The 12,653-nt window shown below is 35.6% G+C and carries 13 protein-coding genes; 3 read left to right on the plus strand and 10 right to left on the minus strand.

The window, feature by feature from the left end; translation table 11 throughout:
• From cshA to BU038_RS07025, 3 genes are all read right to left on the minus strand, one after another.
• Positions 1 to 1,240, minus strand: a 1,240-nt coding sequence (cshA, locus tag BU038_RS07015) for a degradosome RNA helicase CshA (protein WP_107605428.1), incomplete at its 3' end; no start/stop codon positions are given.
• A gap of 322 nt (positions 1,241 to 1,562) precedes the next feature.
• Positions 1,563 to 2,927: a UDP-N-acetylmuramoyl-tripeptide--D-alanyl-D-alanine ligase gene (locus BU038_RS07020; RefSeq protein ID WP_107605429.1), complete on the minus strand. Its 1,365-nt coding sequence runs from the start codon at positions 2,925 to 2,927 to the stop codon at positions 1,563 to 1,565.
• 14 nt (positions 2,928 to 2,941) lie between these two features.
• The gene (locus BU038_RS07025) at positions 2,942 to 4,012 is read right to left on the minus strand and encodes a D-alanine--D-alanine ligase (RefSeq protein WP_107605430.1); all 1,071 of its coding nucleotides are present in this window, start codon (positions 4,010 to 4,012) and stop codon (positions 2,942 to 2,944) included.
• 246 nt (positions 4,013 to 4,258) lie between these two features.
• Between BU038_RS07025 and BU038_RS07030 the strand changes: the two genes are divergently transcribed.
• Positions 4,259 to 5,467, plus strand: a complete 1,209-nt coding sequence (locus BU038_RS07030; protein ID WP_107605431.1) for an FtsW/RodA/SpoVE family cell cycle protein — start codon at positions 4,259 to 4,261, stop codon at positions 5,465 to 5,467.
• A 59-nt stretch (positions 5,468 to 5,526) separates the two neighbouring features.
• On the opposite strand, the gene BU038_RS12475 is transcribed toward BU038_RS07030, so the two are convergent.
• From BU038_RS12475 to csoR, 5 genes are all read right to left on the minus strand, one after another.
• Positions 5,527 to 5,667, minus strand: coding sequence for an Lmo0850 family protein (locus BU038_RS12475; protein ID WP_023016106.1), 141 nt, complete (start codon positions 5,665 to 5,667; stop codon positions 5,527 to 5,529).
• 81 nt (positions 5,668 to 5,748) lie between these two features.
• A complete protein-coding gene (locus tag BU038_RS07035) occupies positions 5,749 to 7,941 on the minus strand; it encodes a heavy metal translocating P-type ATPase (RefSeq protein ID WP_107605432.1) in 2,193 nt (730 codons plus the stop codon).
• Between the two features lie 92 nt (positions 7,942 to 8,033).
• Positions 8,034 to 8,240 (minus strand): copper ion binding protein, encoded by a 207-nt coding sequence (locus tag BU038_RS07040; RefSeq protein ID WP_107605433.1) that lies wholly within the window; start codon positions 8,238 to 8,240, stop codon positions 8,034 to 8,036.
• Positions 8,241 to 8,259: 19 nt separating this feature from the next.
• Positions 8,260 to 8,466, minus strand: coding sequence for a putative copper chaperone CsoZ (gene csoZ, locus BU038_RS07045; RefSeq protein ID WP_107605434.1), 207 nt, complete (start codon positions 8,464 to 8,466; stop codon positions 8,260 to 8,262).
• 14 nt (positions 8,467 to 8,480) lie between these two features.
• Positions 8,481 to 8,774 (minus strand): copper-sensing transcriptional repressor CsoR, encoded by a 294-nt coding sequence (gene csoR / locus BU038_RS07050; protein ID WP_107605435.1) that lies wholly within the window; start codon positions 8,772 to 8,774, stop codon positions 8,481 to 8,483.
• A gap of 158 nt (positions 8,775 to 8,932) precedes the next feature.
• On the opposite strand from csoR, the gene cls reads away from it, so the two are divergent.
• Both cls and BU038_RS07060 read left to right on the plus strand, forming a co-directional pair.
• On the plus strand, positions 8,933 to 10,414 hold the full coding sequence (gene cls / locus BU038_RS07055; protein WP_107605436.1) for a cardiolipin synthase: 1,482 nt from the start codon (positions 8,933 to 8,935) through the stop codon (positions 10,412 to 10,414).
• 22 nt (positions 10,415 to 10,436) lie between these two features.
• Complete coding sequence (locus BU038_RS07060) at positions 10,437 to 11,084, plus strand: HD domain-containing protein (protein WP_107605437.1); 648 nt, start codon at positions 10,437 to 10,439, stop codon at positions 11,082 to 11,084.
• Positions 11,085 to 11,139: 55 nt separating this feature from the next.
• Here BU038_RS07060 and BU038_RS07065 read toward each other — a convergent pair whose 3' ends face one another.
• Complete coding sequence (locus BU038_RS07065) at positions 11,140 to 11,652, minus strand: GNAT family N-acetyltransferase (protein WP_107605438.1); 513 nt, start codon at positions 11,650 to 11,652, stop codon at positions 11,140 to 11,142.
• Positions 11,653 to 11,778: 126 nt separating this feature from the next.
• A complete protein-coding gene (gene yidC, locus BU038_RS07070; protein ID WP_107605439.1) occupies positions 11,779 to 12,648 on the minus strand; it encodes a membrane protein insertase YidC in 870 nt (289 codons plus the stop codon).
• Between the last annotated feature and the right edge of the window lie 5 nt (positions 12,649 to 12,653).

A 12,653-nucleotide genomic window follows, 5' to 3' on the forward strand; every position in this document is an offset into this window, starting at 1 on the left:
ATTCTACATCATCATACTCATTTAATAATTGAGATGAGATATTTTGCAGGCGTTCTGAATGCTCTTGAGCCATCCATTTTTCTACTTTTTCTTTAATATCATTTTCACGAGCACGTAATACTTCTTTACGATGCGGCGGTCTTAACGCTTTCATGCGTCGATTATTTGTATCTTCGATTTGACGGATATAATCCATTTCAATTGGGTTTACGAATGTAACTGCGATACCTTTTTTACCAGCACGGCCTGTACGTCCGATACGGTGTGTATAGCTTTCAGTATCTTGAGGAATATCAAAGTTGTATACATGGCTGACACCTGAAATATCTAAACCACGTGCTGCAACGTCTGTCGCAACTAAAATATCGATTTGGTCATTTTTAAATTTCTTCAAGACTTCCAAACGTTTTGCTTGTGTAATATCACCATGCAAACCTTCAGCTTTGTAGCCTTTTGAAATTAATGCACTTGTTAATTCGTCTACACGACGTTTTGTACGACCGAAGACAATTGCTAATTCTGGTTGGTGGACATCTAAGAAGTTGGTAAATGTTTCGAATTTCTCTAATTCTTTAACGATTGTGTAGTATTCATCAATTTGCGGATCTGACATTTCGTTATTCATTGTTTTAACGATTTTAGGGTCTTTCATGAATTGTTGTACTAAAGCTTGGATGGCTTTAGGCATAGTTGCTGAGAACAACATTGTTTGACGATTTTCTGATGGAATATGGTCCATAATGAATCTCATATCGTCGATGAAGCCCATGTTCATCATTTCATCCGCTTCATCAATAATTAATGTGTGGATATCATTTGTTTTTAGTGTACGACGGTTCAAGTGGTCAATGACACGTCCTGGTGTACCTACAACAATTTGTGGTCCTTTTTTCAACGCTTTAATTTGGCGTCCGATCGGCATACCACCGAAAACTGTTACGACTTGTACGCGTTGGCCGCGACTGAATGCACGTAATTGTTCCGCAACTTGCATTGCAAGTTCACGTGTAGGTGCTAAAATCAGTGCTTGTACGCCTTCTTTTCCGACAACTTTTTCAATTAACGGAATCCCAAACGCTCCTGTTTTACCTGTACCTGTTTGCGCTTGTCCTAAAATATCTAATCCGTGCAATGCAAACGGAATACTATCATTTTGTATAGGAGTCGGTTCTTCGAAGCCCATATTAGCAAGCGTTTCAGCAGTTTGTTCTGAAACACCTAAGTCTTTAAATTTTTGCAAAATAATTCTCCTTTATATATGGTCGAGACGACTTTGATGAATTTGTGCTCTCTTTATTTCAGTAGATATACATCATCTATCAGTTTCATTTTCATCTAAAAATGATAAAAAATGAGCGGTTAATACTTTAACAATTATTCTGTATGGATACAGAACTAATGAGCACCCGCCCCCACCTTGTCTTTAATTTTTCATCAACTTCTATATAGTACCACCTTAAGCCCATTATAGCAATCATGCAATTTTCACTAGAATGTAAAAAAGTCAGTAAGATGATAGGATTTCTCGCATTAAGAAATTTCATCATCTCGCTGACTTCTGATTAATTTTGTTCTAAAAGAGCTTGAGCGACTTCTTCTAAAGCCATTCCTCTTGAACCTTTAATCAACACATTATCTTTTGTTTGAACATGTGCTAACGTATATTCGATTAATTGTGATTTATCATCAAAATGTTTTGCAGTCTCTACAAATGTTTTACCTGCTTCATGAATATGTGCAGCTTCTTCGCCATAAGTCAATAAATAGTCGATACCTTTATCTTCTAAATATTCACCTACTGATGCATGCATCGCAGCGCTATTTTCTCCTAATTCTAATACATCCGCTAAAATCAGAACTTTACGTCCATCCATTGCTGATAGTGTATCAATCGCTGCTTTCATACTTGTCGGACTCGCATTATATGCATCGTTAATCACTGCTACATCTTGTTTAGAATGATGTAATTCCATACGCATTTGTGTCAATTGGACTTGTGTAATATTCGCTTTGATTGTTTCATAATCAAGGCCCGATAATTTACCGACTGTAATCGCAATCGCTGCATTACGCATATTATGAATCCCTAAAATAGGAATTTGATAATGTTCATTATTATTGATACTGAACGCAATACCTAAAGCATCATGTTGTTCAACATGACATATCACTTCGTTCTCTTTGCCTATACCGATACTGATTGCTTGATTGTTTTCTAATGTATGAACATGCGGTACAAGTAATGGTTCATCACCATCGTAAAGAAGTACGCCTTCTGATTTTAACCCCGCCACAATCTCAAATTTAGCTCGAGCAATGCCTTCTCTAGAACCTAAATCCTGCATATGTGATTCACCGATATTGGTAATCACTGCGATATCAGGTTGTGCAATTTCAGATAATAATTCGATTTGATGGAAACCAGACATTCCCATTTCTAAAATGGAAATTTCAGTATCCTCGTCTAATTCTAAAATTGTTAATGGCATACCGATTTCGTTATTATAATTACCTTGCGTTTTCTTCACTTTGAAATTTGGTTTTAAGACACTTTCAATCATATCTTTCGTTGTTGTCTTACCATTAGAGCCGGTCACAGCAATCACTTTAGGTTGAACGTGCTGCAAATATGCTTTTGCGAGTTCTTGTAATGCTAATAAAGTATCATCGACCCAGATGACAGGACCTTCTACAGGTTCTTCTGGTTTGACATCCTTTTGATAAAAGACAGCGCCAGCACCGTCTTTTAATGCTTGTTGCACAAATCGGTGACCATCTGTATTTTCTCCTTTAAACGGAATAAACAAATTACCTTCATCAATTTTTCTTGAGTCGATTGAAACACCTTTAATTGTATGATCTAAATATTTTTCGTCAATTTCACAAGGAATCCACGCTTTAATTTGTTTTAATGCTACTTCTATCATGTAAGTACACGACCTTAATCAATTTTGTATTTGTTCTTTTGTTTTTCAACATGTTTTTCTTTCGCCAACTCAATTAATTTTGTGATTAATTCAGAGTAAGATAAGCCCATGTTCTCCCATAGACTTGGATACATACTGAATTTAGTGAATCCTGGCATCGCGTTCGTTTCATTGATGTAAATTTGATTATCTTCTGTCACAAAGAAATCTGCACGTAATAAGCCTGCACAATCTGTTGCTTTAAAGGCTTCAATTGCCATATTGCGAAGTGTTGTACGTACTTCGTTATCTAATTCAGCTGGGATAGATAAACGGATATTACCATCTAAGTATTTAGACTTGTAGTCATAGAATGCAACATCTTTAATTACTTCCCCTGGTTCAGTTGTTTCTGGGTAATCATTACCTAATACCGCAACTTCAACTTCTCTCGCAACGACACCTTGTTCGATCACAAGTTTTCTATCGAATTGGAAAGCTTCTTCAATCCCTGCTTTTAACTCTTCTTCGTTGTTACATTTACTGATTCCAACACTTGAACCTAAGTTTGCCGGTTTTACAAAGACTGGATATTCCAATTTGTCATGTACTAATTTTAAAATATTGCTTTGGTATTTATCGTACTCACTTCTTAAGAAGCTGACATATGGTAATTGAGGTAAACCTCTATGTGCAAATAATTGTTTCATAACAAGTTTATCCATTGTACTAGAAGCTGCTAACACACCATTGCCGACATACGGTAAATCCAACACTTCAAATAGTCCTTGAATTGTTCCATCTTCACCATTCGGTCCGTGTAATAATGGGAATACTGCTGAATATGGCTGTCCAGAACTGCTATTTGTAAGCAAGCTGGAAATTTCACCTTCTTTTACATCTTCTAGGCGCAAGGTTTCTGTGTCTTCCACACTATCGACAATATTATCTTTCTTTTTCCAAGCACCATCATTTGTAATATAGATAATATCTACTTGGTATTTATCTTTATCAATAGCATTTAAGACATTCTGCGCAGTTAAAATAGAAACATCATGTTCCGCGCTCTTTCCACCATAAATGATACATATATTTTCTTTAGCCATGTTCTTTCCTCCAAACGCATTGTTAAACTTTATTTTATCACGATTTCCTAATTTATTGCATGTCAAACCTGAGAAATTAAAGTCATAATTGTGTTAAACGGTATATAATAGGAAATAGCTACAGATGAAAGTTTAAATATGCTATAGTTTTTCATATGGATAACTACACATAAAACACATCCATCGGAGAGCAACCTGTCAACATCAATTCAACTGATGTAAAACATGCATTAAAGGAGACTATTTATGAAAGCTTCACGTCAACAACCTAATAAATCATGGATACGGCGTATTGACTGGGTTTTAATCGGCATTTTGGTAATATTCGCTATCATCAGTGTCATCTTTATCAAATCTGCCATGGGCGGCGGTCAATATAGCGCAAACTTCAGTATTAAACAAATCATTTATTACATACTCGGCTTTATCATCGCCTTCGCAATTATGGTTATTTCACCGAAACGTATTATGAAATATACCTATACGTTATACGGCATACTATGCGTACTATTAATTGTCTTATTAGTAACGCCGGAAACTGCGATAACACCGATCATCAATGGTGCAAAAAGTTGGTACAGTTTCGGACCTATCAGCATCCAACCTTCTGAGTTTATGAAGATTGTATTGATTTTAATGCTTGCGAAGATTGTTTCTCGCCACAATAAATATACATTTAATAAATCACTAGAAACTGATTTTAAGTTATTCTTTAAATTACTGGTCGTTACAGGTATTCCGATGGCTTTAATCTTCTTACAGAATGACTTAGGAACAACATTAGTCTGTCTTGCAATCTTAACAGGGGTTTTAATCGTCAGCGGTATTTCTTGGAAAATCTTAGCGCCGATTTTCTTAACCATTCTATCAGTCGGAGCGTTCTTCATTTTATCTATCATTTTCAAACCATCATTGATTGAAAATGGTTTTGGTATTAAAACATATCAATTAGGTCGTATCGCTTCGTGGTTAGATCCTTACTCATATAGTTCAGGTGACGGCTATCATTTAACGGAATCGCTCAAAGCAATCGGTTCTGGTCAATTACTAGGTAAAGGTCTGAACCATGGTGAAGTCTATATTCCAGAAAACCATACCGACTTTATCTTCTCTGTTGTTGGTGAGGAATTCGGATTTATTGGTGCAGTATTATTAATCATCTTATTCATTGTATTGATGTTCCATCTAGTACGTCTTGCGAACAAAAACACAATTATTTACAACAAGATTTATATTATCGGATTTATGACACTGGTGTTATTCCATGCAGTTCAAAACATGGGTATGACAGTTCAATTATTACCTATTACAGGTATTCCGCTTCCATTTATCAGTTATGGCGGTAGCTCCTTATGGAGTTTAATGACAGGTGTCGGCGTGATTTTATCTATCTACTATCACCAACCTGTTCCATATCAACCAGACTTCTTACGTTCTAAATCTTATACAAACTAAAAAAACAGGTTATCGGTTGAACATTGCTTTCAATGTCCGAATCGATAACCTGTTTTTTATTACTTTAATTTTGGTGTCGCTACTGAAGTATTCGGTAACGTATGCATAATCTCTAATCTGGATTTCGTTTTCTTAATATTGACACCGAGCGAAGATAACAATTGAACGACATTACGTAGTTTATCTGTATTATTATTCATTCGTGTTCACCCCATCTTCGTATTACTATAGAATAGTTACTTTTATTCTACCCTAAAAATTTTCATTTTACTACATTATTTTTATATTTTCTTTTGTGGTTTAACTTTTTGTAGTCTTAATGCATTGAGTACGACTGAGACTGAACTGAATGCCATGGCAGCGCCAGCTACCCATGGAGCAAGTAAACCGAATGCGGCAATCGGAATGCCGATCGCATTGTAACAGAATGCGAAGAATAAGTTTTGTTTAATATTCTTCATCGTACGTTGACTCATATCTAACGCAGCTTCTACTTTTTCAATATCTCCACCAACAATCATAATGTCGCCTGCTTCGATTGCGATATCTGAACCTGTACCCATAGCCAAGCCGATATTACTTTTAGCTAATGCTGGTGCATCGTTGATACCATCACCGACCATCATAACGTTTTTACCTTCATCTTGCAGTTTCGTAATTTCTTCAGCTTTATGGTCAGGTTTCACACCAGCAATAACACGGTTAATTCCTAATTCTCCAGCAATCGCTTCTGCCGTACCTTGGCTGTCACCACTTAACATCACAATGTCATAATCCGGTCTTAAGCGTTCAATTAATGCTTTCGCACTTGTTTTCGGTTCATCTCTTAACGCAATTAGTCCTGCAAATTGATTGTCAATCGAAGCTAATACAACTGTTGAACCTTGTTGTTGTAAGGATTTGATTTCTTCTTCAAGTTGACTGTCCCAATTGTTTAAATCAGGTTGAATAAAGCTTTGTGAACCAATTTGAACAAACTGTCCATTAATATAACCGCTGATGCCGTTACCTGGGTGTGTTTGATACTGTTCTACTATCAAGTTTTGTGCATCGTGATAATAGTCAGTAATTGCTTGGGACAATGGATGTTCAGATTGCACTTCTAAACTTTTTACAAGCGTTCCAAATTGTTGATTATCCGTATTGTCAATTACTTTATATACTGAAGGTTGTCCTTCTGTTAACGTACCTGTTTTATCAAAAACAATCGTATCTACTTTTTGTGTTTGTTCTAGTGCTTCAGATGATTTAAATAGAACACCTAGTTCTGCTGAACGACCTGATCCAGCCATAATTGAAGTCGGTGTCGCAAGCCCTAATGCACATGGACAAGCAATAACAATGACTGCGATAAAGACTTCTAAGCTAGATTGGAAGTTAAAGGGTGTAATAAAACTGAACCAGATAATAAATACCACAAGCGCAATACCAAGTACTGTGGGCACAAAGATACCAGAAATTTTATCAGCAAGACGTTGAATGTTTGGCTTTTCACCTTGTGCTTCTTCAACGATTTTAATGATTTGATTTAATACTAAATCATCACCAGTATGTGTCACTTTCACTTTAATAAAGTTACCATGATTTAATGTTGCACCGATAACTTCATCACCCGTCGTTTTATCTACTGGAATACTTTCTCCTGTCAACATTGATTCATCTAGACTCGTATCACCTTCGATAATTTCACCGTCTAAAGGCACATACTCACCGCTTTTAATTAGTAAGATATCGCCTTTTTGTACTTGATCGACAGGTAAAGACACCGCTTCTCCATTTCGTTCTACACGCGCTTCTTTAACTTGAAGTGATAACAATTTATTAATCGCATCACTCGCGTGCCCTTTCGCTTTTGCTTCAAAGTATTTACCTAATAAGATTAATGTAATTAAAACCGCACTCGTTTCAAAGTACAATGGAATATGTTTCTCACCCGCATGGATTATCCACATATAAATACTATAGAAGTACGCTGCGGAGGTACCTAGTGCGACCAAGACATCCATATTGGCACTTTTATTTCGCAATGCGCCATAAGCACCTTTATAGAATTGCCAACCTAGAATAAATTGGACAGGTGTTGCTAAAATAAATTGGAACCATGGCTCTGTCATTATATGAGGTAATGGTAAGAAACTTAAGAAACTGAAATGCCCTACCATGGTATATAACAAAGGCAATGACAATATCGCTGAAATAATAAATTTCATTTTTTGACGATTTAACTCTTTATTTTTACGTGCTTTTGCTTCATCTGCAGTTTCAAGCGCAATCGGTTCATAGCCAAGCTGTTTTACTTTTTCAAAAATCTCATCCATATCTACATGATCGTGATCAAATTCCACAGATGCTTTTTCAGTAACTAAGTTCACGTTGGCTTGATCAATGCCCTCAGTACGACTCAGAACACGCTCAATTCGAGATGAGCAAGCAGCACAAGTCATGCCTGAAATTTTGAACTCTGCTTTTTCCATACTTCACCCACTCCTATACCCTATATAGGTATATTTCTATTTAAAAAAGAAGGCTCAACGATTTCTATAACTTGAGCCTTTAATTATTATACTTATTTTACAACATCGTAACCTGCATCATAGATTGCTGATTCAACTTCAGATAATACTTTATCTTCGCCATTGAATGTTACATCTACTGTATCGTTGTCTGGGTCAGCAGTTACTTGGTCAACACCGTTTACTTTTCCAACAGCATCTTCTACTGCTTTTTTACAATGACTGCAACTCATACCTTCTACTTTTAATTGTTTTTCCATATCTCAACACTCCTGATTTTTAATTTAAAATTTGATAACCTTGATCATAAATTTCTTTTTCTAAATTATTTAAACTGATAGGTGTCTGATAACTGACTTTCACTTCTTGTGATTTAAGATCTACTTGCACTTCTGATACCCCAATCATTTCTTGCAAATGTTCTTGCAAGATATGTTGTTGTTCTTCAGTTTCCATTCCGCCTATTTGAATCACACTTGTTTGCATGACTGACTCCTTTATTAATCTTTAATTAATTTTTGGACGGTAACTAATAATTCTTCCATTGCTGCTTCTGCTTGTCCATCTTCAGCTTTATGCAAAATACAGCCTTTCATATGATGGTCCAGCAATTTCACAGCAACACTATTCAATGCTGAACGTGTAGCTCTGATTTGTGTTAATACATCATCACAATAAACATCTTCGTCTATCATGCGATTAATCGCTCTGACTTGTCCTTCTATACGATTCAGTCGTGCTTTTAGGTTAGATTTAATTTGTTCTGAATGATGTGCGCGTTCATTTTGCGTCATGATTGAACCTCCGTCCTCTTAGGTTTCTACCTCTAGAATATACCCTATATAGGTATATGTCAAATATATCGTGAAAGGTGTGCTTGTGTTACAATAAGTTCAACATCAGCCAGAGCATAAACATACATAAATGCTGGTGAACAACACGGAGGTTACTTATGTATAATTTAGAATTTATACCTTTTCAAGCCAATTTAATCATCAATATTATTTTAATCGGCTTATTCATATTAAACCTCGTATTCGGTTTCGTAATTGTATTTATGGAAAGGAGATCTGCAGGATCGATTTGGGCTTGGTTATTAGTACTTGTATTCTTACCTGTTATCGGGTTCATACTTTACTTATTACTTGGTCGTCAAATCCAAAGAGATCATATCTTTTCTTTAGATGAAGAAGACCGTATTGGGTTAGAAGCAATTGTCAATGAACAATTAAAAGCACTACAGACAAAAGAGTTCTCTAAAGGGAATCATGAAATCGTCAAACATAAATCAATGGTTCAAATGCTGTTGTATAATAACTCAGCTTTCTTAACCACTGATAATGAAATGACTGTTTTTACAGACGGTCATGATAAGTTTGATGCATTGATTAAAGATATTGAAAACGCAACAGATTACATCCATATCGAATACTACATTTTCAGAAATGATAAACTCGGAAAACGTATCTTGGCTGCTTTAGAGAAAAAACTTGAAGAAGGCTTAGAAGTTAAAATGTTGTACGATGATATGGGTTCAAGAGGTCTGACTTTAAAAGACTTTGACGAGTTCAGACGTAAAGGCGGACAAGTGGAATCTTTCTTCCCTTCTAAATTACCGCTTATCAATTTTAGATTGAATAACCGAAATCACCGTAAAATTGTAGTGATTGATGGTTATATCGGTTATGTCGGCGGTTTCAATGTTGGTAAAGAGTACTTAGGCTTATCAAAACGTTTTGGTTACTGGCGAGATACGCATCTGCGTATTGTCGGAGATGCTGTCAATGCTTTACAATTACGCTTTATTTTAGATTGGAACTCACAAGCTAAGCGTGATAATATTACGTATTCTGATCGTTACTTCCCAGACATTGACACAGGAAGTTCTATCGGTATCCAAATAGCCTCAAGTGGACCAGATGAAGATTGGGAACAAATCAAATATGGTTATTTAAAAATGATTACTTCAGCGAAAAAATCAATTCAGATTCAATCCCCCTACTTCATTCCAGACCAAGCCTTTATGGATGCTGTCTCCATTGCAGCATTAGGAGGCGTAGATGTATCGATTATGATACCAAATAAACCAGACCATCCTTTTGTCTACTTTGCGACATTGAAAAATGTTGCTTCACTGCTTGCATCAGGTGTCAAAGTGTATCATTACGACAATGGATTCTTACATTCTAAAATGATGATTATTGACGATGAAGTCGCAAGTGTCGGTACAGCGAATATGGATCATCGCAGTTTTACATTGAACTTTGAAATCAATGCGTTTATTTATGACCGCCAAATCGCTGCACAATTACGTGATCAATTCAATCGAGATTTAGAATTATCTTCAGAGTTAACACAAGAGCGTTACAACCAACGCAGTTTATGGGTAAAATTCAAAGAAGCCATTGCCAATTTAATTTCACCGATATTGTAAATGATAAGGAGCATACAGAGTCATGAATCAATACAAACAAATAAAATCAGCTGAACAATATATGAAAGACTTCCATCAATCAGACCACACAGGTCATGACATTAATCATGTTATGCGTGTGGTTAAAATGGCACTCTTTATTTCTGAACAAGAAGGCTATGGTAATCCTTTTATTATACAGATGGCTGCACTACTACATGATACGATTGATACTAAATTAACAGATGAAACTGCTGCTGAAAATCAACTGGTTGAGTTTTTAAATCGTATTGAAGTAAGTGAAAATGATCAAGAAAAAATTATGCATATTATTAAAAACATCAGCTTTCGACATAATGTGAATCAAGAAATCCCATTATCTAAAGAAGGTTATATTGTCAGAGATGCAGATCGTTTAGATGCCATCGGAGCAATTGGTATCGCGCGTACTTTCCAATTTGCGGGTCACTTTGATGAACCGATGTGGCAAGGTCCTATTCCAGAGGATATCAGTTCTGATAACGAGCTTGATGGTTATGATCCTTCAGCAATTAAACATTTCTATGATAAATTATTTAAATTGAAAGATTTAATGCATACTGAAACAGCTTCAGAAATTGCTCAAGAACGTCATCGTTTTATGGAATTTTTCGTCGCACAATTTTTTAACGAATGGCAATTTACAGAATAACAAATCATAAAATTAAAAGCGGTTGAGAAAAATAAAAATTCTCAACCGCTTCTTTTTATTCAATGTTATACGCTAGGATATAATCTGTTTGTCTATCATTCCCCATCATGAAATCATGTTCTGAGATTTTTTTGAATCCTAAATGTTTGTAGAAGCCTAATGCTTGTTCATTTTTCTCCCATACACCTAACCATACACATTTTTTATTATCTTCGACCGCTGTTTTCACAGCGAAGTTCAATAACTTTTTACCATAGCCATAGCCATGATAATTTTTTAAAATATATAGACGCTCTATTTCAGTACAGTCAGAAGAAACTGATTCTGTTTGTGAATCCCCTTCATTCAGTTTTAAATATCCGACAATTTTATCGTTATCATACAAGAAATAGAAATTGGAATGCGGATCTTCTAACTCTCTGCGTAATTTGTCTTGTGTAAATGCTGTATCTAAATAATCTTTAATATTTTCTGGGCTGTTCATTTCTCTAAACGTGTCATCGAAAGTTCTATAGCTGATTTTCTGCAACTCTAAAATGTCAGCAGTTGTAACTGATTTAATTTCCATTGGTATTCCCCTCCAATTTTAAAATAACACTTTTAGTTACTATTACTATTCCCTATTGTGCAAATCCTAAAGAAAAAAATCAGCTGCAATTTTAGTTGCAACTGATTTTAACATTTCAATGATGTATTATTTTTTCTTTCTGTTTTTCTTACCTAAGACTTGCGCGCCTTTTTGTTTACCGTCTTTACCGTGTTTCTTTTCATATTCTCTAATCATCGGAGCGACTTCTTCTTTCGCTTTCTTAGAGTAATATTGGTTCGCAACATATGTTTGAACAATCAAGAATGCGGCACTGACTGACCAGTATAAACCTAATGCTGAGGCTGAACTTAATGATACCCAGATAATCATAATTGGTGAAATGATCATCATCATGTAACTCATTTGTTTTTGTTCAGGCGGCATACTGAATGTTGATACGTAAGCTTGTAGGAAGTATAACACACCGGCAATAATCGTAATCCAGATATCCGGTTTTGCTAAGTTGAACCATAAGAAATCAGGATGTTCGACAATACCACCCGGTGATGGGTATTTTAATACGAAGAATAAGCCCATGATAACCGGCATTTGGATTAACATTGGTAAACATCCAAGCATACTTTGCATTGGATTCATATCGTATTTTTTATAAACTTCCATCATTTCTTGGTTCGCTGCCATTTTCTCTTCTTGTGTACGTGCACGTTTTACTTTCTCTTTCACTGCGTCCATATCTGGTTTTGCAATCACCATTTTTTCGCGCATTAAATGACTGTTCTTATAGTTAGAAAGCATGAATGGCAGAACGACAATACGGATTGCTAAAACTAAGACAATAATCGCTAATCCATAATCGTTATTAAAACTAGAGCCTAGCCAATGGATGATGTTATCCATGTTTTTCACAAATGTATTATAGAAAAAACCTGTTCTGTTTTCAGGTTTAGAATAATCACATCCTGCAAGAAAAACCATAACCCCAAGAAGCAAAGGCAATAATGCTTTTTTATTCATTTTTC

Source organism: Staphylococcus simulans (assembly GCF_003043455.1).
GTDB classification, from domain to species: Bacteria; Bacillota; Bacilli; order Staphylococcales; family Staphylococcaceae; genus Staphylococcus; species Staphylococcus simulans_A.